Genomic DNA, 22,286 nt, shown 5'->3' on the forward strand with positions numbered 1-22,286 from the left:
CCTTCTAAAAATCCCCGAATACGCTCGCGCGTTGCGCGACAGGATAGGGCTATTTGACGGGTCGGGTTCGTGATCTTTCGCGTTACTTAGTTTCGAATATCTCTCAGCACCCAAAGGTCTCTCGCGATCTTCATCAACACGTTTTGAAGTCATTCGACCTCCTATCCACCGTTGGCCTGACTGTAGTTTCCTATTTGAATTCAGTCACTAAGGCGCAAGTGGAAGCTCGACGGCCTTCAATTCGCCGTTCCGCGCGATCGTCAACAGCGCCGTTTCCACTCCAGTATTCCCCAAGGCTTCAAATGTTTCTTCAAGAGCGTTTTGACCTTCAAAAGTAACTTTGGAAGCGGCTTCCGAGACGACAACATCGCCAACGCGTAAAGATGAAATTGCGGATGGGGACCGGGACACTTTTGTGATCCACTTGTCGTCGCCGATGCTAACCGTCATGAATTGCACACCATTTGTCAGTTCGGTGGCCTTGCCGGTGCCGACAATCAAACTCTGTTCGACAATGGGGCCGTCTCTCTCGGTTTTGACCCTCATTTCGACCAGCTTCTCACCCGTGCCAGAGACATCGGATTTTGACTGGATCGCACGAATGATTGATGCATCATCCACGACCAGATGGCCGTTGACCGAATAGATGATGGTGCCGGATTTCAACCAGTCCGTTGCGTTTTGATCAAGGTCTGACCGGACCAAGGTGACCATCGAAAAGCTGCCTTGTGGCTGCGCCGTGGTAACGGTTGTGAACGGCAGGTCAACTGCCTGCCCCGACCACCCAATCCAACTCGTTGCCAGAGCAGCTGGTGTAACCGCGGCCTCCGCTATATCAGCTTCGTCTGCCACGGGTTGAACGACAACTGCGGCGTCTGCGACAGATGCGAGTTCCTCAGCCGATGCCGCGGCCGCCACAACGCTTTCCTCGACCACAGGCTCCACTTCTGAAGTTGCAATATTGGTCACATTCGTTTCAGTCGGAGCTGGAGCGCCGCCTTGCATGACAAAAAATCCAACCCCGCCGATCACCGCAGCAACAACGAGCGCGATGAGAGCAACAGGTTTGGACCCGCCACTGCGCTCGGGGCCCATGTTCACTTCAACCGTATCGCTGACCTCTTTGACATCCGCGGGTACAGCCTTCATTTCGACCGGCATTTTTTCGTTCAGCGCATCCAACCATTCCTGAACGGACTGGAACCTGTCTGCGGGTGGAATGCTCAGCGCCCGATCAATTGATCTTAGGAAAGACGGGCGATACCCTTCTATTGCGCCTTCCAGCGGCTTGTAGGTGTCGGCTCCGTTCTGAGCCAAGCTGGCCAACCGTGCCTGACTGTCATCCGGCGCATTCCCTTTGATGACGTGATAGAAAGTGGCGGCCAGCGCATACAGGTCGCTGGATTGATCCTGCTCCCCCCCCTGAAGATAAAACTCCTGCGGGGAGTAACCTTCTTTGACGACACGCAGCATCGACATGGCCCGGTCAGATTTGGCTTCGCTTTCCCGAGCAGCGCCGAAATCGATAACGACAGGTTCACCTTTCTGGTTGATCAGAATGTTGTCCGGAGAAATATCCCGGTGAAGCATTCCGTTGCTGTGAATGAAACCCACCGCTTCGAGCGTCTGGCGCAGCATTCTTTCAACTTCGTCCGGTGGGATGTTCTCGCGTTCTTCTATCGTGTCCAACAAATCTTGGCCTTCGATAAAGTCGATCGCCATGTAAGCTGTTTCGTTGTCCCGGAAGACCTGATGAACACCTGCGATGTTCGGATGAACAAGCTTGGACTGGTTGCGGGCTTCTTTTTCAAAAGACCTTACAAGTGCCTCATAGGATGAGACATGCGATTGCGAGCGAGGGCGGACCGCCGTCTCGCTTCTCCGACAAATTGCCTCGGGGAAGCACTCCTTGATCACAACAGTTCGTTCTAGGCTGTCCTTGGCAAGATATGTGATGCCGAACCCGCCGCTGTTTAGAAAACGGATGATCGTATACTGACCGGATAACAGTTGAGTTCCCGGCGCAAGTTCATCCTGGAACTGCTGGCTAGTGTGAACTGGTTGTACCATGAATAATCGTTACCTTACTTTGACCAGGTCAATCTGTGACTGGCCGTTGTTTTGTCAGCGCCGCTACCTGAGTGTGTTAAGGCACTGACTTTTAATTCCTAACCTTCCCATGCGAACCCATCCGCATTGGGTCTTTGTACTTCGCTCCAAACCTCAACGCGTCGGTTTTTCGCACGACCTGCCGCGTTTGTGTTGCAGGCAACAGGAGCCATTTCGCCATAGCCCCTGATTTCGATCACGGTGCCTTCTGCCCCGTTTTGGTCAACGTTGTCTTTCAGTTCGCTCAGCACTTTTTTCGCACGTGCCAGCGACAAGCTGCGGTTCTTGCCAAAACTGCCGCCTGCATCAGCGAAACCGGCCAGCACAATTCTGTCTGGCTTGACGTCGGCAATGTAATCGGCAATCCGGGCGATATCCCGTTTGGCCTTGTTGTCCAAATTGGCGGACCCGGGCGCAAAGCGGAACGTTGTGGACAGGCGTGTTGTCGTAAGCCTGTCCGCGACGAAAGAACGGACTTCTGTCGCGTTGGCCGAAGCCGACATCGTTTCGATGTCCGCCTGCAGCTGATGGTATTTCTCTACCTCGTCCTGTTCGATAACGGACAGGCTTGTGATCCCCGATTTCGATACCAGCCCATCGATTTTGGGGCTGTCGAGAAAGCTCACAAACGATGCGCTAAGACCGTTCAGATCACGGCGGTTATACGCAGTGACCCGGTTTTGCAGGCCATATTCCTCGGTCTTCATGGCGAATTGGTTCGGCAGATGAACGATGCCGCATTCGCTGCGCAATGGGACGGGACGGGCGTCGCGGATGCTGGAAAACCGCATGACGCCGAAACCGTATGGATCGGATTCAATAGCGCGTGACAGCTCACGCACAGATTTAACCGTTTTTGTGTCTGAGCGGGCCTGACGCCCCTGCGGCGACAGGATCAGAGCATCGATCCGATGAAAGGCCTCTGATGCCTTTGGCAAAGTATAGACGTTGATCTTGTGATCAGGGCCACCCAGGTCTTGCCAATTGCCAACTTCACCGGACATGACCTGTGAAATCTGTTCGATTGTCAGAGTTCCAAGGGTGTTTTTCGGATGTACAGTGGCGGTATAGCCATCCACGGCCAGAACATGCTCTTGTTCAAAAGCGGTCAGCTCCCCAAGGCCGTTTTTTCTGGCCTGCGCGAAATTCTCGGGCGTAACGGGCTCTTCGCTGATAATCAAATCGCCTGAGCGCGAAATCAGGGTGTCAAACAGCCCCTGGCCAGAGGCTTCCTTGACCAGCACATTATGAACAGGGTTTGCATCTTCATCCGTGATCAGGATGTCAAAGGCGGTCTTTTCGTCAGCAGTAGAGTTACGGTCACCTAGTGTGCTGAATTCATACTGTTCACCAAGCGGCGAACCTTGCAGATCAAACACATCAGACAGAAGTTCTTGTTCAGCGGCAAACCCTTCAACAACCAGCGGCAGCAGGATGTCAGCAAGGCCTGCCGCCCCGGCAACGACCAGATCCGTGTTTGTTGGCAGAGCTTTAGGGCATGCAGCGCCCTGACAGTCAAACGCATCCGCATCTAAAGACAGAACACCGATATTGGACCGAATAATGAACTTTCCGGGCTGCGCGGCGACAAGCTTACCAGAAACCGATCTGGTGCCCTTCTTGGCCGTCAGGGTGACCTCCTGTGCAAGACCCGCAGACGCAAATCCGGCAAAAGCAATCACTGCAGTGTATTTTAACCAGGTCTTCATACTCGAACTACACCTTGGAAACATTGAACTTGATATTAGGAAGCCACGGCAATACGCGCCGTGGCTTCCATTCGTCATTTACTCCGCGATCCAAACTTCGACACGGCGGTTGATTGCACGGCCACGCGGGCTGTCGTTACACGCCACCGACTCAAGCTCACCAAAGCCAGCCGCTTTCATCTCAATCCCATCGAGCTCACCATCTGTCGCAACTTCGATGATGTGTTCCAGGGCGGCTTCTGCGCGTTCCTGAGAGATCAGCAGGTTCGAGTCGAACGGGCCTTTGTTGTCGGTGAAACCCACGACCAAAACTTCGCTTGGCTTGTTCTCTTTCAGGTAGCGCACCATACGCATCAGATCTCGCTCGGCCTTGTTATCAAAGCGTTTGGAACCCGGTGCAAAACGGAACGTCGTGGACAGACGCGAATGCGTGTTCATGTTCTTGAGAAGGCTCTCGACCAATTCGGCCTCGTACTCGTTCTCACCTTCTTCAAGCTCTGCAGCCAGTCGTTCTGCAGCACGTTCCTGGTTGTCTGCTGCGATCGACAGGTCGATGTAGCCAGCTTTGGCGACCAAACCGTCAAGGCTGCTGTCGTCCAGGAAATCAACAAGCTCTCGTGCATACCCTTCAACATCCGAGCGGTTGTAAGCCACAACGCGTTCCTGCAGATAGTACTCTTCGGTCTTGAGGTTGAAGTTAGTAGGATCCTGAATGATGCCACAGGTTGTCCGCAACGGTACAGCCCGAGCCGAACGCTTGGCCGCGTAGTTTACGATGCCAAAGCCGGCGACGTCTTCCATGATTGCCGTCGTAAGCTCGGTTCTGTCATGCACGATGCTGGATTCGTTCGTCAGCGTCTTGTCGGATTTTTTGAACAGAAGCTTTTCGATATGATGATATGCCTCAGTTTGCGGGTCGAAGGAATACACGTGAATTGGTGCATCTGAACCGCCCACTTCTGACCAGTTGGTGATGTCACCGGCCATGATGTCACGCGCTTGCTTAGCAGTCAGGCTGGGGATCTGGTTCAACGGGTTCACAATCATTGCAAAACCGTCCACAGCGATAACCCGCTCCTGATCAAAGGCACGCAAGTTACCACCCTGCCCTTCGGACACGATCGAACGATCCGCTTTTCGTGCAGCTGTTTCCGTAAAAATGATTGCTGCGTCATTCTTTGCCAGCCGTTCATATAGCCGCGCACCATTCGCTGTGTGAATTCCAAAGGTGGCGACGTCATCACCTTCGAGATCCGTCAGAACCAATGCAAAGTCGTGTTCTTCACCATATTTATGGTCGCCAACATCCACTGTTTCGGTATCAACCGGCTCGCCATTTTCGTCATACAACTGAGCTTCGGCTTCCAGGGCTGCCGCGGCGTAGCCTTCAGCCAGAATTGGCACCAAAACCTCAGCGATTTCGTCCGGGGCCGAAATCTCCATATCATAGACGTAGGTCTGCTCGGTTGGGCAGGCTTCGCCTTCACATGTCACCAGATCTTGGTTGATGACAAATTCGCCGATGTCCGTCTCGACTAGGAACTTACCATCTTTCGATGAAAGCAGATTGCCGATGACGTCAATATTGCTGTCTTTACCAACCAGTCGCACCTCTTGTGCGAAGGCCCCGGTTGCGATGCAACCTGAGACGATTGATGCGGCCATACAGAGCCGTGAAAACTTGGAACTCAACATCTTAACTCCTCGAGTCAGCACTCATTTGATGTATTTTTGATGCACTAAATTTGTGCAACAAAAAGGTCGGGATTGTGGCATCGTTTCGATTTCGTTGCTTTTCCGATGTATGAAGCGACTAAACCACAAAGTTGGTCTTCACCTGTTTCTAACCACCAAAGATTACGAAGCCTGCACTTTGTTTTTCAGGGGTAATTTATGGCTGTTGAAAGATGTTTTCTCTCTCAAGTGAAAACCGGTTACGTATTCGACTGAGACTTGAAACAGTCGAAATCAGGCCGGAAATTAGGAATCCAGTTTGATCGCCTCTTCGTACAGCAAAGCGGCTTTTTCTGATTCGAGTTCCAGAACATCCATTTCTTCGCAGAAATGCACAACATCATCGATATTCGGCACTTCCTGGCTGTCAAGCTGTTCTACAACCGGCTGCAATTTCGCCCAATGCACCTGAACTTCGGTCAGAGCCTCAAGCGCGGCATTGCTAGGCGGTTTTGCCATCGTGATCGAGCTGCTGCTGCCTTCGATCAACACATCGATGATCTTGCCGAATTTCTTGGCGTTCTTTTTGAACTTTTTGTGGTGCTCGGCAGTTTCCTTACCTGTCGCGGCAAGAGCAATCTCTTTGCAGATTTTCTGCGTGTACATCCGCTGACGGCCAGCAAAATCCAATGCCAAGGCCAACGCAAGATCAATATCTACGTCGCCGTAAGCCTCTTCCAGCTTGCGAACGACCTCATGGCAGGCTTTTTCCAGAACCTCATCATTGTCGACGATAAGGTGAAGGTGTTCATCATCGACCGAGCCGGCCTCGATGATTTCCTCGATAGCTTTACGGTAGGGCGCCCAAAGTGCTTCCACTTCTTTCAAGGCGTTGTTCACCGATACAAAGCGTTCACGGTCAACGCCCGACGTACCTTTACCTTCTTTGAAGCCCAGCAGAATGTTGTCGAATTCATCGTGCGCATACTGCAGTTCTTTAAGGTCCTTTTCGACCTCAGCACCCAGGCTCAGAAGCACAACGGCCTTTGCAACCTTCTCGGTCAGAAAACTCAGCTTGTCAGCGGCCAAAATTCTGTGCGCAACCTGACCAACGGCCATTGCCAATGCGTTCCCGCCAACCGGCAGTAACGTCGCAATCGCAGCTAGTGCAGCGCTGTTCATGAACGCGCGTCTGTTTAGTGTCATAGCAGTCAACCTTACCCTTTTAATCGTTAACCCACCGCTTTTACCTATTGCGACATTTCGTACGCCAATGTGGTCCGCCCAAGAAGAAAATGTGGTGATTTTAGGACTGGCGTGCGCCCAGTGGTTTGGTCGTAACGCTTTGTTTTATAATATCTAGTTGCACCGCCCAGCCTTCTGGACGGCGCAATCTGGGCGTTTTCTTCACGCCCACTTACAACGAAAGTGAAATTGACACGGATCTGAAATTAACCGGTGCGGCATCCCTCATTCGGGTCGCCGCCTCGACACTCCGCTACTCTGAAATTACGCTGCAAAGACGGGTTGTCGTCGTCCAGGAGAAGTCTTGGAAATCGCCTAGCCCAGCGGAATATGCCAACGAAATACTCTGGTGCAACATACGTTACCTTAGGTTGGCAAACAGTCCACACCAGAGTTCGAAATGGATGCGTCGATTACTCGTCCTGCCAGTCAAATGTCTCATCACAGAATGCAGCAAATCGCATCGTTGTCTTGCTGATCCGAATGCTGTCACCGCTAGCAAGCGCCACCGTGCTCAACACTGGACTATCGTTCAATCGCACAAGATTCGCCTTACCACCGTGACCCAAATAGCATTTGCGATCCTCGGGGTCATAGGCAATCACCGCGTGGCTGCTACGCGAAATGCCATTGTCGCCGAAATCCAGTTGAATGGATTGATCGTCATTGCGGCCGATTTGCATGAGACCGCCCGACAAAGCAATGCTTGTCCCGCGGCCAGGCCCATCGGAAATGACAAGCCACCCGACCGGGAAACTAGCACGAGCCGCCTCCGATTTGGCAACCGGAGCGCTGTCCATCAAGTCCTGAACGCGGTTTTCTGTCTGTCCAAATCCAATGAACGTGGTTTTAACCCGTTTGCGCCGATTTGCAGCCAGAGATTCCGATGCCTCCGCAACAGCTGGCGCAGCCTCGGGTACAGCGGCAGGCTCGGGCATAACCTCGGATAACACCGGTGGTTCAGGGTTGGTTGTGGGCTCAGAAGAGAATGCGACTTCTTCTTGCTTAAGGCTGTCGTCGGAAGCCTCTACAAGTTCGATAGCCGGTGTGGCGTACGCTTCATCGTTAGCCTGTTCAGATACCGTGCCAGCCTCATCTTCTCGCGCATCGTCGTCCGCCACCGGAGCCGAGACGTCATCATGAGGCTGTTGTTCCAGGCCTTCCCCGGACAGCGTCCGACGCAAAACGTCGGTATCTTTGAAAACTTCAACCGTTTTTTTCTGACCGGTTGCATCTTCGCCTGCTTCAGCGGGCGTACCGGTTCCATCGAGAATTCGGCTCAGTGGGCTTTTGTATTTAAACATCAATCGACACCTTTTACCTTAACAACATGATGGGAATGTGCTCCATCATGCGGAGCCCCCATTCCAGCTTTGAACCACAGGAACATCTATGTTCCCAAAACAAAAAGCCGGCCAAATTGTTAAAATTTCTCATTGCGTCCAAATTTTGTTCTCGAGGAGACGCCGATAAGGAAATGACTTGGTTCAAAACCCATTTTCTCGCCAGCGATCAAAAATCGGGGATATTGTTTTATTAGTTGGAAATCCGCGTGAAAACACAAACCGCTACCAAATGAGTTTATGCAAAAACTTAACTGGGCTAATAAATTCAATTATGCCAGATAAGACCCAAAAGAGGATCACCATGACTTGGGATAGGTTTCCAACGGGCTCCACTGTCATCGCCGCAATAGTTGCGAGTTCAGCGGTTGCAGAGATTGCCGAAGCACACGGCGCAAGTTTCTACCATTAGGTCATCGGGGACGGACCACCACTCCTAACTATACACGGCGAAATAGGCTAATCCACGAGTACCTACGCCCCTATTTCGATTGGTGGTCCGCAACATACACTGTTGTCTACTGTGACCATTCCAGAAATGGCTGCTCAGACAAACCGGATGGCTACGCGGATACGTCATTCGATCGCCCGGCATCCGAGGCGGCGGAACTGACAGCATTGCTTAGGCACAACGCGTTCATCTTGTGCGGATCGGCTTGACCGTTTGGTGTTAGGCGACACTGTCCCAGCTTTAGACCATCAGCCCACGGTGACTGGCCCGAAAGAGAATATGAAAGCGTTCGGGAAGCTTTTCACGCAGCCTATGCTGGACGATGCAGGCTGGCAGGCAAGTGGGATCCCGTTGCGCAGACGTACGTTCAACAATGGGATCCCGAAGTGGGCGCTGATTTGGGTGCGCGCAGGGTACACGAACATCGCGCGGAAAGCTGCCAGCGGCTTGCTCGGCAGTTTCAACACAGTTGAAAGGCTTCCGAATGTCCAAACTCGTGCCTTGGAAGTCGCTGGCAGTCACAACAGAACTACACCACATTCTCCCATAGGTGGTTTTTGTATTGAAATCGGAATACCAGTTCGAAGGGCTTCAGACCGATCACTTTGTTCGCGCCAGATAAGCGTTTCTAAAGCTTGATGCGGAATGCCGCAAAACCGTCCGCTCCGTCACCGGCATCTTCTATCTCTATGCCACCAACGTCGCTCATGTACCCCCGCCCGTTCGGGCCGGTTTCAAACAAGACAGTGGTGTCCCCAAGCGGTGCGAATGACCAGTTGCCGTCGGCCTTTGGATCAATCGTTCCTTGCTCAACAATGTAACGCACAATGACGTCGCGATTGGTGTCCGGAGCTTCGAACACTACGGTATCGCCTTTTGCTCCGGGGAATGACCCTCCTCCGGAGGCGCGATAGTTATTGGTAGCGATGATGAACTCCATGTCATCCGTCACTGGCACGCCGTCAAAAGTGAGGTTGACGATACGCTCCGCTTCAGGGTTCAGATCCTCGCCATCCGGGTCAAAACGTGAGGGCTGTGAGAGGTCGATCTGGTAGGTGACACCATCCATGACGTCGAAGTTATACGACGGGAAGGCCGGATTCAGCAGGATGGCATCTTGCGAGCCCGCTTCGATCTGATTGAACATTCCAGCCGAACGTTCCAACCAGCCACGCACCTGTGCCCCGTTTACGCGCACCGCGCGCACTGTGTTGGGATAGAGATACAGGTCTGCCACGTTTTTGATCGCGACATCGCCGACCGGTACGTCTGTGTAATATTCCGGTCCTCCGCGACCTCCTGCCTTGAATGGGGCTGCTGCCGACAGGATTGGCAAGCCCTCATGCTCGGTACCTTTCAGCATCTCTGCAACATACCATTTCTGGGCGATGGAGACGATCTGTACAGACGGATCATCAGCCACCAGGGCGAAATAGCTGTGCAGCGGGGCGGATGTTTTGCCGACCGCGCGGCGCACATACGCCAGCGTTTCTTCGTGATCGGCGGTCACCGAGTCCAATACGGATTGGTCATCTCCGACCAGTGCTGTGATCGAGCGATCTTCGTTGCGCCGCGAGATTGGCCGTGCCTCGGACGTGGTTGTGACCACGCGCCACGCATTGCCATCTCGTTCCAGCAATAAATCCAACAATCCCAGATGCGATCCCCAAAACCCGCCCATGACGGCTGGTTTGCCCATCAATGTGCCTTTGTCGACGTCGATGCCAGGAAGATCCGCAAAAGTGGGTGACGGAAATACCAAGTGATTGTGGCCGGTCACCAACGCATCGATGCCTTCAACGCCGGCGAGCACAACCGATGCATTTTCCATCCCGTCGGCATGATCGGCATCACCGATCCCGGAATGCGACAGAGCAATGATCAGATCACAGCCCTGCTCTTGCATTTCCGGTACATAGGCTTTGGCGGTTTCCACAATGTCGCGCGCTTCGACATTGCCTTCCAGGTGCTTGCGGTCCCAGTTCATGATCTGCGGTGGCGTAAATCCGATAACACCGATTTTGATCGGATGCTTGGACCCGTCACCCAACTCGATCTCGCGGTCGAGAATCGCGTAGGGCTTGACCAGTGTCTTGTCTTCACGCGGAGTTCCGCCCTTTTCCTTGGCGACGTTTGCCAGCACCACCGGGAACTCGGCCCCGGCCAGCGACTTCTCAAGGAAACTCAGACCGTAGTTGAATTCGTGGTTCCCCAAAGTGGCCGCATCGTACCCGATAGTGTTGAAGGCGGTAATAATCGGGTGGCTGTCGCCCTCGTTCATGCCGCGCTCATAAGCGATGTAGTCGCCCATTGGGTTGCCCTGCAGGAAGTCGCCATTGTCGACCAAAAGCGAGTTGGTCGCTTCTGAACGGATCTCATTGATGATCGAAGCGGCCCGAGACAGGCCAACAGTGTCACGCGGTTTGTCTGCATAATAGTCGTAGGGAAACACGTGAACGTGGATGTCCGTGGTTTCCATGATCCGCAGGTGCGCCTGATTGTTCGCCGCAGAAGCAGAGTATGGATGCAAGGCAATGACAGCGGCGCCGGTTGCCGTTGTTGCAAGAAACTGACGGCGCGAAATAGAGGAACGATGGATGTAGGGCATTTGGCACCTTTCAGAGTTTTGATTGACGCGGTTTCTGGATGCTTTTGACAACAGAGATGTGACACAAAACTGGAAACCACCACGCACGTCGGGCTGAGACGACTTACCGGATCAATTTGATACCATTCTCTTAGCCGAGTAAAGCAGCGCCGCTGACATGCTTGACCCGCGATGGAACGCAACAACCACATCGGGCTTGAACCAACGTATTACTTTGCTCCGCCGGCTGGCACCATAAAGGGGCGCAGGCTTTCACTGAAATGTTCAATGAACTCAAGCGTGATCAGGGAAGGTTGTTTCAGAACCGGCCGAACCAGTGACAAGGTATGCGGCTGGAAGGGTTTGAAGGGGCGAAAGCTCAGCCCCAAATCCACGTATTTGACAGCATCCAGTTCACTAACGATCGAAACCCCGACGCCCTGAACCGCCAATTCGCAAGCCGCAGTGAATTGGCGTACCTCAATGTGAGAATTCAGCGGGACTTCGGCGTTTTGAAACGTCTTTGACAGTCGAACAAAGAAATCACTGTCGCGCCGCGTGTGAATAATCTTCTCATGCGCGAGATCGGCTGGCGTAACCTCGGCAGCATTCTCTAAGGCATGCCCTTTTTTGAAGACGCACACAGTTCGGACGTTCACATCCCGGCTTTCGATTGCGGGATGCCCGTTGAACCCATCGGTGACGCCAAAGTCATATTGCTCGCCTATCATCCATTCCAAGATACGCTCCGGTCTGTCGGGTTCGATGGTCATGGTCACGCCGCGCCGGTCTTTCAGAAAGTTCGCGATGACCTTTGGCATGTGGCTTGTGGCAAACCCCGGAAGGCAGGCGACGCGGATATGTCCTGCTTTCCGCTGGGTGATATCCTGACTGACATCGGATATCTGGGTCATCAGTTCCAGAACGCGTTCGACACTGGGCTGTAGAAAACGGACCTCTTGCGACGGAACCAACCGCCCATCACGGCGATCAAAAAGCTGAAAACCTAGGGTTTTCTCAAGATCGGCCAGAAGACGACTTACAGCTGGCTGGCTGATACCAAGGCCCGCAGCAGCAGCCGTCATAGAACCGTTAACTGTCACAGCCATAAGTGCTTCAAGCTGTCTGACCCTCAGTGTTTGTCGCATTCCCTATCCCGTCGGCCGTCGCATTTCACCATAGTATAATGCAATGTTATGTTCCGACCCAATAATCAAAACTTGAATTATGATTTTCCGGCGGTAACGTCGTAAAAGTATCAAGTCCACCGTGTACGCGATGCGCACGGTGTTAACTGACGCATCAAAAATGATGCATGGGAGGAATCATGACTAAGAATCTACTCGGCGCATTGGCCGTAACCACAGTGTTGTCGCCAGTGGCGGCATTGGCGCAGACCGAAGTTCAGTTCTGGCACGCCTTTACAGGGCGTTTGGGCGAACTGGTGACGGCACAGGTTGAGGAATTCAACGCCAGCCAGAGCGACTATGTCGTAGTGGAAAGCCACAAGGGTAACTATTCTGAGACATTGAATGCTGGTATCGCCGCGTTCCGCGCCAGCGAACAGCCCCATATCCTGATGGTGTTCGAAGTCGGAACAGCAACAATGATGTCTGCCGCAGGCGCCGTCAGACCAGTCTATGAGGTGATGGCGGAAAGCGGCGCTTCATTCGACCCGGACGCTTATATCGGCTCTGTAAAAGGGTACTACACCACGACGGACGGCGATATGCTTTCGCTGCCCTTCAACTCCTCCACGCCTGTATTGTGGGTCAACCGCGATGCGATGACGGCCGCGGGTGTTGACCCTGACACTGATCTGTCAACCTGGGAAAATGTCGGAGCAGTTCTGGATCAACTCAAAGCAGGCGGGGAAGAGTGTCCACTTGTGACCGCCTGGCAAAGCTGGATTCACCTAGAAAACTTCTCAGCCTATCACGATGTTCCCTTTGCCTCTCAGGATAACGGGTTTGCAGGCCTTGATACCGAGCTGATGCTGAACGGCCCTGCCCAGGTGGCACACCTGACCGCCATGGGCGATTGGGCCAAAGACGGCAAGTTCATCTATACAGGCCGCAGAAATGAAGGCGGTGCGAATTTCCGGGCGGGCGAATGTGCACTGTTCACCGAAAGCTCGGCTGGTTACGCGGGCATCAGTTCGGAAGCCGAGTTTGAATTCGACGTGCGTCCGCTTCCGTATTGGGAGGCTGTCACGAGTGAGCCGCAGAACACCATTATCGGCGGCGCATCCCTGTGGGTGATGGAAGGTCATGAAGCTGATGAATACAAAGGCGTCGGCGAGTTCCTGAGCTTCCTGTCGTCATCAGATGTGCAGGCCGCGTGGCATCAGAACACCGGATACCTGCCAATCACTGCCGAAGCTGGAGATGCGACACGGGCGGCTGGGTTTTATGATGATAACCCCGGCACGGACATTGCTGTGATCCAGATGACGGCCAAGGAGCCCACCGCAAACTCGAAAGGTTTGCGCCTAGGGTCGTTTGACCAGATTCGCGGCATCATCGATGAAGAACTGGAAGCCGTCTGGTCTGGCGACAAGACTGCCCAGGAAGCGATGGACAGTGCCAAGGAACGCGGTGACGCCCTGTTGCGCCGTTTCGAATCTGCCAATCAATAACGTTGAAATCGATGTGGGCCCTAGCGGCCCACATCTTCTTTTGGGTGGGTTGCCGAAATGGAAAAACGCGTCACATTTCGCGGTTGGCTTTTGCCGCTGTTGCTGATTGCACCGCAGGTTGTCATTTCAGCCGTCTTCTTTTTCTACCCGGCGGCGCAGGCCATCTGGCAATCGCTGTTCATTCCTGATCCGTTCGGCCTGTCCTCACAATTCGTTGGCCTCGGCAATTTCGAATTCCTGCTTAGTGACAAGTTCTACCGCGCTTCGTTCGTCACAACGGCGATTTTCTCGACCCTTGTTACTCTCTGTTCGATGATTCCTGCGTTGTTTCTGGCGGTCATCGCGGACCGCTTGATCAAGGGATCTGGTGTCTACCGAACACTTTTGATCTGGCCTTACGCCGTTGCCCCGGCCGTTGCAGGTGTGCTTTGGCTGTTCATGTTCAACACCCGCGTTGGCGTTGTGTCCTGGTATCTGAGCCAGTTGGGCTACGACTGGAACCATGTGCTAAACGGGACCGAGGCAATGGGGTTGGTCGTGGTCGCATCTGCCTGGGGCCGCATCAGCTATAACTTCCTGTTCTTTTTTGCCGCTCTGCAATCGGTGCCTAAATCCGTGATCGAAGCTGCGGCGATTGATGGCGCCCATTTCTGGCGAAGGTTCTTCACTATCGTCCTTCCGCTGTTATCCCCTACAGCCTTCTTCCTGCTTGTCGTCAACGTGGTCTATGCATTCTTCGAAACATTTGGCGTGATCCACACGATCACCGGCGGCGGACCACAGCAAGCCACAACGATCCTTGTCTACAAAGTCTTTTCAGACGGGTTTGTGGGCCAGGACCTTGGATCGTCTTCTGCACAATCCGTCATTCTTTTGATTGTGGTCGGCCTGCTGACAGTGATCCAGTTCAAATACGTTGAAAAAAGGGTGCATTACTGATGGCGTCCCAACAACACGGAATGGTCGAAAAGCGCGGCGCCGGTATCTGGCTCACCCACGTGATGATGATCCTTGGCGTCCTTGTGATCTTCTTTCCGATCTGGCTGGCATTCGTCGCCTCGACAGTTTCGCAGCCGGAAATCACGTCTCCGCCCATGCCGATCTGGCCTGGGGATCGGTTCTGGGAAAACTATTCGGCTGCGCTGTTTTCCGGTGTGAATGTTCCTGTCGCAACCATGCTGTTCAACAGCCTCGTCATGGCCATCGGCATTGCTGTGGGCAAGATCATCATCTCGCTCTTGTCAGCCTTCGCGATCGTCTATTTTCGCTTTCCGGGCCGCACAACGTTCTTCTGGTTGATCTTCATCACGCTCATGCTGCCAGTCGAGGTTCGGATTGTGCCGACATTCGAGGTTGTCGCCGGGTTTGGCATGCTCAACAGCTACTACGGCCTGATCTTTCCTTTGATCGCCTCGGCAACAGCAACATTCCTGTTTCGCCAGTTCTTCCTGACCATCCCCGATGAATTGGCCGAGGCAGCTCGGGTTGACGGCGCGCGGCCCATGCGGTTCTTCATCGATATCGTCGTACCGATGAGCCGCACGAACATTGCCGCGCTGTTCGTCATCCTGTTCATCTACGGCTGGAACCAATACCTCTGGCCGTTGCTGATCACCACCGATCCGGACATGAACACCATCGTCATGGGCATCAAGCAAATGTTCCCATCGGGTGATGATGTCGCGGATTGGCCTGTGATTATGGCGACCTCCATTCTGGCAATGATCCCACCGGTCATCGTGGTGGTGTCAATGCAGAAGCTCTTTGTCCGTGGTCTTGTCGATAGTGAGAAATAAGAAATGGCAACAGTAACCCTTCAGAACGTCAAGAAGAGCTTTGGCGAAACGGACGTCATCCACGGAATTGATGTGGACATTGCGGATGGCGAATTCATCGTCATCGTCGGCCCGTCCGGCTGCGGTAAATCCACGCTGTTGCGCATGGTTGCTGGCCTTGAAACCGTAAGTTCGGGAGAGATCAGGATTGGCGACGAACGCGCCAACGAGAAAGAGCCCATGGATCGCGATATCGCCATGGTGTTCCAAAACTACGCGCTCTACCCGCATATGTCTGTGCGTCAGAACATGGGCTATGGGCTTAAGATCGCCGGATTGCCTAAGGGTGATATCGATCAAAAAGTGACTGAAGCCGCGAAGCTGTTGCAACTTGAACCGTTGCTGGACCGCAAACCCAGGCAGCTGTCTGGTGGTCAACGTCAGCGGGTCGCCATGGGCCGTGCGATCGTACGCGAGCCCGCCGTGTTTCTGTTCGATGAACCGCTGTCGAACCTGGACGCCAAACTGCGTGTGCAAATGCGTCTGGAGATTCGAGAGCTTCAGGAAAAGCTTGGAATCACATCCCTTTACGTGACGCACGATCAGGTCGAAGCGATGACGATGGCCGACCGGATGATCGTGATGAACGGGGGCATCGCGGAACAAATCGGAACACCGTTGGATGTCTATGAAACACCGCGAACACTGTTTGCGGCCCAGTTTATCGGCAGCCCAGCGATGAACATGTTTGACGCCGTATGCAAAGACGGCACGCTTAAGGTTGCTGACGTCGAAATCGGTCCTGCAGCGGTAGCGGATGGCGCTGTAAAACTGGGTATTCGCCCTGAGCACCTTGTGCAGGACGACAATGGCCCGATCGAAGCCGCCATCCAAATATCCGAACCGCTGGGCGCTAACACTCTGTTGCATGGTCAATTCACGGCAAACAAGACAGCCATTACCATCAGTCTGCCTGGCGTCCATCCAATAGAGGGCAAGCATGTGAACATGCGGTTTTCGGTGTCACCAACTCATATGCATTTCTTTGACCCGACCAAAGGGCACAGGTTGGAACGCTAACGGCTGTGTAGATATGCACGTACTCGCGAGACACCTTCTTTAAGCTCCAATTTGGAGAAGGAGGATGTAATCGATGACAGAGGACCAGTGAGAGATCCGTCATAAATTGCGTGTTCTTGGGCGGGTCGATGGGGTTCGCCGATATGGTCGCGATGTAAATACTTCTGGCCGGGCCAGCTGCCGCCAATATCACCAGACGGTCCTTTACGGAGGATCGTGGTAAATTGATGCAGTGATACAGAAACTGACGGGCAGAATGGCGCTTGCCATCCGTGCTCCACCAAGCAGCGGTCGGACAAGCGCTTGCAGAAGCAAGGGACCTTCCTACCAATTTACATAGACATGCCGCAATAGCCTCAGCAGTGAGACCAAAGCGATCGTGTTCCTCGATTAATACAAAGCCCTGTTTGTTGTGGTGTCGCGTGCATCAAATCCGCGGAAACCGCTCACTCCCTGACATCACGCACGCCCATTTTTTTCAGACCATCCGGCCATCGGGTGAGATACGCATCGCTCTCGAACGGCGCAGTTTTTACCTCGTGGATCGTGAAATCAGGTTTCACCACCAAAAAATTCGTCGACAACCCTTTGCTCCTCACTGGCGAGCCCAAGACGCCGCAATACCGGCGTATAGGTGTGTTTCAATCCGTCAGGGATTTAGTTCATCTGTTCGAAGGATGCTTTAGCTGCGTCATAATTCGCAGCGAAATGTCGGACCCAACCCAGATTCCAAAAATACCAGTGCTGGTGGTGCGGGTTCAGCCGGATCGCTAGTTTCATACACTCAACGGTCTGGGGCGGGTTGCCGCCATAGACCACTGGGTCAATGGAATCTGCCAGGACGAATGCTGAATTTGGCGTGATTGTTAAGGTCATCAAACGCCATGACTGCAGTGGAGAATTCATCTGACGCAGGCGCGATTTGCTCCTTTGAGGCAAGATTTCGCGTCGAACACCACGGTTGCCACCACGCAATAACCAACTTGACCATGGCGGCCGCGACGCTGGCTGCGATGAACGGCTCGCTTTTTCCAAACTATTCCCTGACGGGCGCGTTCAGGGCACGATGGCTGCAGCTCTATCATCCAAGGCAGGGCCGAACACGCGCACCGGCTCGGAGATGTTTTTAGCGTCATGCGTGCCCAAGTCCTGAATTGTAAGATCCAACTTGGTCTTCACTTGTTCGAACAGATTGGCCGACATGTATGTACCGCCGGGGCTGGCAATGCGGATGCATGCAATTCGATGCGCGAGCATAGCCGTAGCATCGCACTAGAACCCGCGTCGTTTGCTCGAGCTTGTGTCAATAGATCAATTCAGGCCATTTGTTTTCACATTCGGGACTAGTGTGGCCACGCACCCCATCTCGCCTTGCTTCGCAAAGGGCCTTCAGAGGCGCCAATCTCATCTATGTTCACATTAGGACAAGGCGAGTCACAAGCACCCGGCCAGTGTTTCAGCCATGTTTCTGATGAGTTGGGGGTAAAGGGCCGGACCCGGCTCCAGATCAGATCCAAGCGGGTCAATCACACCGGTATTGGCTTTTGTCCCGTCCAGCACGGTGGCGATAATACCTTGATTGAACTGTGGCTCGGCCAGAACACAATCGATACCTTCGTCACGAATACGGCTTTGGACTTCTGCAATACGAGCGGGGCTGGGATCTGAAGCGTCGCTAAGAGAGATTGCGCCGGAGGCTGGGAAGTCAAAGGTGTTCTCAAAGTACTGATAGGCGTCGTGAAACACGATGAAACTGCCACCGCGAGCAGGTTCGAGCATCGCCGACACTTCCGCCGAAAGCCTATCCATTTCCTCGCGAGCCGTTGCAGCATTGGCAAAATAGGCGCCCGCATTTTCCGGATCGGCTGACGAGAGTTGCGCTGCAATCAGGTTGAGCCAAACACCTGCGTTTTCAGGCGACAGCCACGCATGCGGGTCATGTGCGCCATGATCATGATCATCGTGATCGTCACCGCCTTCATGCTCGGCATGTTTTTCGTGATCGTGGTCATCGCCATCCGCATGGTCATCATGGCCGTCATCATGAGCATGTTCTTCGTCTTTGCTGTGGTCATCACCATGGTCATGATCTTTGTCCTTGGCATGTTCCTCGTGATCATGGTCAGTGTGATCGTCATCGCCATGCTCGTCTTCGTGATCGTGGCTGTCGTGCCCTGCATGGTCTTCGTCGCCATGATCATCGTCATCGTCATGATCATGCGCTTCGAACAAAGCTCCCTCACGGAAGTCCAAAAGGACGGTGCCGTCAGAGTCCAGCAAAGTCGTGACAGTCGCACCGTCGGCGAGGGTTTCTACCGCGCCAGTCATCCAAGGCGTCAGTTCCTCGCCCAGCCAAAACACCAGATCCGCATTTTGCAGGGCCGCAGCCTCGGACGGGCGCAGGTTGTATTCATGTGGAGACGCACCCGGTGGCACAATCAAATCAGGCGTGCCGACCCCCTCTATCACCATGGCCACCAATGAATGAACCGGCGCTATGTCGACCGCGACGTTCGGGACATCTGCTACGGCTGCACTACCCAACAACGCGGTGGTGATCGAAACTGGAAGGAGCTTTCTGGACATCAGACCCTCTGTGTGATTTTATAACGTTACGAGCCGCATACATGATATGGAATAACATGACAAGAGAGACTCGACCCGCGCCCGCCGAAGACTCGGCTCTCGTTGGGTTTCAGAAGCACAATCATGAAAACTGCGTTGAAACCGGCTTGGCCACGGCCGAGGCGCGATGCAAAGAAGACGGACTGCGATTGACGCCGGTCAGGCGTAAAGTCCTGGACTTGTTGCTTCAAGAGCATCGAGCGCTTGGAGCCTATGCCATCTTGGACCGGCTGCGGGACGAAGGGTTCGGATCGCAGCCGCCTGTAGCTTACCGAGCCCTTGATTTTCTGGTTGAGAATGGGTTCGTGCATAAGATCGAGCGCCTGAATGCGTTTGTCGCCTGTGCACATCCCGGCGCTACGCATTCGCCTGCCTTCATGATTTGCAGAAGCTGCGACGCCGTGGCAGAAGCCCATACCGCACCCGCTAAAGGTGCGTTAGGGGCAGCCGCGCGCGCAGTGGGTTTTGAAATAGAACGGACAGTTGTCGAAGCAGAAGGCCTGTGCCCCGACTGCTCCGAAAAGGCGTAGAAATGGAACTCATCACTGTCGAAGATCTTACGGTGCGATATGGCGCAAGCACCGTTCTGCGTCATGTCAACATAACGATTGCCCCAGGTGAGATCGTTACAATTGTAGGGCCCAACGGATCGGGCAAGACCAGTTTATTTCGGGCAATTATTGGGGCGACCAAGCCGGCTGAGGGGCGGATCAAACAAAGGGCGGGTCTAAGGATTGGCTATGTGCCTCAAAAGTTGCATATCGACCCGACGCTGCCGATTTCTGTCGAGCGTTTCATGCGCCTCGCAAATGGCGTGTCACTGCGGAAGTGCGAAGATGCGCTAGTAGCTGCAGGTGCGCCGGATCTCTTGAGACGCCAGATGTCACAGCTTTCGGGCGGACAGTTTCAACGCGTTCTTTTGGCAAGGGCATTAATTAACAAACCCGAGGTTCTTTTGCTCGATGAAGCAACTCAGGGTCTTGATCAGCCCGGCTCGGCCGCATTCTATCGTCAAATCGAAGCCGTACGTCGTGACACCGGGTGCGCAATTCTGATGATCAGCCACGAGCTGCACGTGGTCATGAGCGCGTCAGACAGGGTGATCTGCCTGAACGGTCATGTCTGTTGCGAGGGCTCGCCCGCAGTGGTGGCGTCGGCCCCGGAATACCGCGCCTTGTTTGGAACGGGGACAGGGGGCGCACTAGCGCTCTATCGCCATGACCATGACCACGATCACGATCATAGCGCAAATGCACAGGAAGCGGCGGAATAATGCTAGATGACTTCATGACGCGAGCAACGCTTGCTGGTGTTGGCGTTGCTTTTGCAGCTGCACCGTTGGGGTGCTTTGTCGTTTGGCGCCGCATGGCCTATTTCGGCGATGCGACGGCGCATGCTGCAATCCTTGGTGTGGCGCTGTCACTGACATTTCAAATGTCGATCTTTACCGGCGCGCTCGCCGTGGCTCTGATAATGGCGCTGGCCGTGACACTGCTTGCTGGCCGTGGCTATGCGATGGACACGCTTCTGGGTGTTATGGCGCATTCCGCACTGGCTTTCGGTCTGGTTGCCGTCTCATTCCTGTCGGGCGTTCGTATCGACCTGATGGCGTATTTGTTTGGCGACATTCTGGCTGTGTCGCGCGCGGATCTGGCGGTAATCTGGGGAGGAGCGGCCTTGGTCGTGGCGCTGATCGCATGGCGCTGGTCGCGGCTTTTGACCGCAACTTTGAACGAAGAGCTGGCCTATGCCAGCGGGTTCGACCCCAAACGCGAGCAGCTAGTGTTGACCTTGTCCCTTGCCGTCACTGTGGCAGTTGCAATCAAGGTGGTGGGTGTCCTGCTGATCGCAGCCATGTTGATCATTCCTGCCGCCGCCGCCAGAAACCTGGCGCGGTCGCCGGAATCAATGGCGGCGATTGCCGCCGCGATCGGAGCTGTTTCAGCGGTCGCTGGCCTGCGGGCGGCCTATGTCTTTGACACGCCGGCGGGGCCGTCGATCGTCTGCGTGGCCGCAGTTTTATTTGCTTTTCTCAGTCTCGTTGGCTGGCAGACCCGAACCGGAGCCTAGCACAACATCTGTGCTAGCGAGCGTGTGTGGAGCAGAGATCACTAGTCTATTCTTGTTTCCAATCGCGGCGTAGGCCCGTTGCATCTGTATCGAAACTATGTTCGGCGCCAGAAGTGCTGACGTCGGGTCGCCACCCGAACCTAGATCGCACTTGCTGCTGTCATGTTATTCTAGCTTTAAATCAATGAATCTGGAGCCTAAGGTGCGAGCAAACCCGAGAGTTTTCTTGCCCCGTTCTGAAGTGTGTCCAAGCACTGAGTTAAACTGCCCAAGTTACGGCGTTGGGTTGGCGCATGAACGGCCAGCGTGGCTACGAGCCTGTTATTTTCATCCAAGACTGGCACCGCAACAGCGGCCATGCCGGCCATGAATTCTTCGTCGTCAGTCGAATAACCTCTTTGCGTAATAAGCTTGAACTCCTCGCGTAGTGCTGTTGCGTCGGTCAAAGTCTGGTCAGTATGTTGGTGCAACTTGCGGGCGGACAGGTATCCTTCAAGTGTATTTTGTCGGAGGGTAGACAGGTACATTTTACCACTGGCCGTACAATGAAAAGGGACTTGTGTTCCGACAGGTAGTTGAATGCGCAGTGGCCACTTTGTCTCGACCCGATCCAGATAGATCATGCCCTCTCGGTCCGGGATGGCCAGGTTGCAGGTTTCACCGATTTCATCCGCAACCCCGCGCAGAATCGCAAGTCGCGCGGTCCGCAAATGTTCGGACGACACCGTGTTCACGGAGAGCTGCCGCAACCGTGGACCAGGTCCGTAAGACCGCCCATCCAAGTCACGCTGCAAGAACCCTTCTGCCTCGGCTGTTTGCAGCAAGCGATGGATCGTTGGTTTTGCCAGACCCAATGCCTCGATCAGGTCTGACGGTTTAACCGCGACCCCACGCCTGGCGACCTCTTCCAAGATCAGCAGCAAGCGCAGGTTGGTCGGTATTTGGGTATCTTTTTCTGGTGTGTCCGTGTAGGCCATCCC

At 54.0% G+C, this 22,286-nt stretch carries 19 protein-coding genes; 7 read left to right on the forward strand and 12 right to left on the reverse strand.

The window, feature by feature from the left end:
- Window positions 1–207: 207 nt before the first annotated feature.
- The 7 genes from Q1B13_RS01075 to Q1B13_RS01105 form a co-directional block, all read right to left on the reverse strand.
- Window positions 208–2,070 (reverse strand): serine/threonine-protein kinase, encoded by a 1,863-nt coding sequence (locus tag Q1B13_RS01075; RefSeq protein ID WP_299077160.1) that lies wholly within the window; start codon window positions 2,068–2,070, stop codon window positions 208–210.
- A gap of 98 nt (window positions 2,071–2,168) precedes the next feature.
- Window positions 2,169–3,818 carry a phosphate ABC transporter substrate-binding/OmpA family protein gene (locus Q1B13_RS01080; protein ID WP_298933733.1) on the reverse strand — a complete coding sequence of 550 codons (1,650 nt, stop codon included), beginning with the start codon at window positions 3,816–3,818 and terminating at the stop codon, window positions 2,169–2,171.
- 78 nt (window positions 3,819–3,896) lie between these two features.
- Window positions 3,897–5,513, reverse strand: a complete 1,617-nt coding sequence (locus Q1B13_RS01085; RefSeq protein ID WP_299077162.1) for a phosphate ABC transporter substrate-binding/OmpA family protein — start codon at window positions 5,511–5,513, stop codon at window positions 3,897–3,899.
- 285 nt (window positions 5,514–5,798) lie between these two features.
- On the reverse strand, window positions 5,799–6,698 hold the full coding sequence (locus Q1B13_RS01090) for a type IV pili methyl-accepting chemotaxis transducer N-terminal domain-containing protein (protein WP_299077165.1): 900 nt from the start codon (window positions 6,696–6,698) through the stop codon (window positions 5,799–5,801).
- Window positions 6,699–7,150: 452 nt separating this feature from the next.
- On the reverse strand, window positions 7,151–8,041 hold the full coding sequence (locus Q1B13_RS01095; RefSeq protein ID WP_299077168.1) for an FHA domain-containing protein: 891 nt from the start codon (window positions 8,039–8,041) through the stop codon (window positions 7,151–7,153).
- Window positions 8,042–9,159: 1,118 nt separating this feature from the next.
- Window positions 9,160–11,139 (reverse strand): bifunctional 2',3'-cyclic-nucleotide 2'-phosphodiesterase/3'-nucleotidase, encoded by a 1,980-nt coding sequence (locus Q1B13_RS01100; protein ID WP_299077170.1) that lies wholly within the window; start codon window positions 11,137–11,139, stop codon window positions 9,160–9,162.
- A gap of 209 nt (window positions 11,140–11,348) precedes the next feature.
- Window positions 11,349–12,266, reverse strand: a complete 918-nt coding sequence (locus Q1B13_RS01105; protein ID WP_299077172.1) for a LysR substrate-binding domain-containing protein — start codon at window positions 12,264–12,266, stop codon at window positions 11,349–11,351.
- 179 nt (window positions 12,267–12,445) lie between these two features.
- Between Q1B13_RS01105 and ugpB the strand changes: the two genes are divergently transcribed.
- The 4 genes from ugpB to Q1B13_RS01125 are packed head-to-tail and all read left to right on the forward strand — an operon-like array spanning window position 12,446 to window position 16,611.
- Window positions 12,446–13,756 carry a sn-glycerol-3-phosphate ABC transporter substrate-binding protein UgpB gene (ugpB, locus tag Q1B13_RS01110; protein ID WP_299077175.1) on the forward strand — a complete coding sequence of 437 codons (1,311 nt, stop codon included), beginning with the start codon at window positions 12,446–12,448 and terminating at the stop codon, window positions 13,754–13,756.
- A gap of 57 nt (window positions 13,757–13,813) precedes the next feature.
- Entirely contained in the window at window positions 13,814–14,695 is an 882-nt protein-coding gene (ugpA, locus tag Q1B13_RS01115; RefSeq protein ID WP_298933748.1) for a sn-glycerol-3-phosphate ABC transporter permease UgpA, read from the forward strand.
- A gap of 20 nt (window positions 14,696–14,715) precedes the next feature.
- Window positions 14,716–15,552, forward strand: a complete 837-nt coding sequence (gene ugpE / locus Q1B13_RS01120; protein WP_298934063.1) for a sn-glycerol-3-phosphate ABC transporter permease UgpE — start codon at window positions 14,716–14,718, stop codon at window positions 15,550–15,552.
- A 3-nt stretch (window positions 15,553–15,555) separates the two neighbouring features.
- Window positions 15,556–16,611 (forward strand): sn-glycerol-3-phosphate import ATP-binding protein UgpC, encoded by a 1,056-nt coding sequence (locus tag Q1B13_RS01125; protein WP_299077178.1) that lies wholly within the window; start codon window positions 15,556–15,558, stop codon window positions 16,609–16,611.
- A 446-nt stretch (window positions 16,612–17,057) separates the two neighbouring features.
- On the opposite strand, the gene Q1B13_RS01130 is transcribed toward Q1B13_RS01125, so the two are convergent.
- The 4 genes from Q1B13_RS01130 to Q1B13_RS01145 all read right to left on the reverse strand — a co-directional run bounded on the left by Q1B13_RS01130 (window position 17,058) and on the right by Q1B13_RS01145 (window position 19,197).
- Complete coding sequence (locus tag Q1B13_RS01130; RefSeq protein ID WP_299077181.1) at window positions 17,058–17,195, reverse strand: hypothetical protein; 138 nt, start codon at window positions 17,193–17,195, stop codon at window positions 17,058–17,060.
- Window positions 17,196–17,268: 73 nt separating this feature from the next.
- Entirely contained in the window at window positions 17,269–17,517 is a 249-nt protein-coding gene (locus tag Q1B13_RS01135; RefSeq protein WP_299799606.1) for a hypothetical protein, read from the reverse strand.
- 150 nt (window positions 17,518–17,667) lie between these two features.
- A complete protein-coding gene (locus Q1B13_RS01140) occupies window positions 17,668–17,814 on the reverse strand; it encodes a hypothetical protein (RefSeq protein WP_299077184.1) in 147 nt (48 codons plus the stop codon).
- A 231-nt stretch (window positions 17,815–18,045) separates the two neighbouring features.
- Window positions 18,046–19,197, reverse strand: a complete 1,152-nt coding sequence (locus Q1B13_RS01145; RefSeq protein WP_299077187.1) for a zinc ABC transporter substrate-binding protein — start codon at window positions 19,195–19,197, stop codon at window positions 18,046–18,048.
- Window positions 19,198–19,253: 56 nt separating this feature from the next.
- Between Q1B13_RS01145 and Q1B13_RS01150 the strand changes: the two genes are divergently transcribed.
- Genes Q1B13_RS01150 through Q1B13_RS01160 form a run of 3 tightly spaced genes read left to right on the forward strand, consistent with a single transcriptional unit; the run spans window position 19,254 to window position 21,306 of the window.
- On the forward strand, window positions 19,254–19,766 hold the full coding sequence (locus tag Q1B13_RS01150; RefSeq protein WP_299077189.1) for a Fur family transcriptional regulator: 513 nt from the start codon (window positions 19,254–19,256) through the stop codon (window positions 19,764–19,766).
- Window positions 19,767–19,768: 2 nt separating this feature from the next.
- A complete protein-coding gene (locus Q1B13_RS01155; protein ID WP_299077192.1) occupies window positions 19,769–20,509 on the forward strand; it encodes a metal ABC transporter ATP-binding protein in 741 nt (246 codons plus the stop codon).
- Window positions 20,509–21,306, forward strand: a complete 798-nt coding sequence (locus Q1B13_RS01160) for a metal ABC transporter permease (protein WP_298933782.1) — start codon at window positions 20,509–20,511, stop codon at window positions 21,304–21,306. Before Q1B13_RS01155 ends, Q1B13_RS01160 begins: the two co-directional genes overlap by 1 nt.
- A gap of 197 nt (window positions 21,307–21,503) precedes the next feature.
- On the opposite strand, the gene Q1B13_RS01165 is transcribed toward Q1B13_RS01160, so the two are convergent.
- Window positions 21,504–22,283: an IclR family transcriptional regulator gene (locus Q1B13_RS01165; RefSeq protein WP_299077195.1), complete on the reverse strand. Its 780-nt coding sequence runs from the start codon at window positions 22,281–22,283 to the stop codon at window positions 21,504–21,506.
- Window positions 22,284–22,286: the final 3 nt, after the last annotated feature.

This window comes from uncultured Ruegeria sp. (genome assembly GCF_947489545.1).
GTDB lineage: Bacteria > Pseudomonadota > Alphaproteobacteria > Rhodobacterales > Rhodobacteraceae > Ruegeria.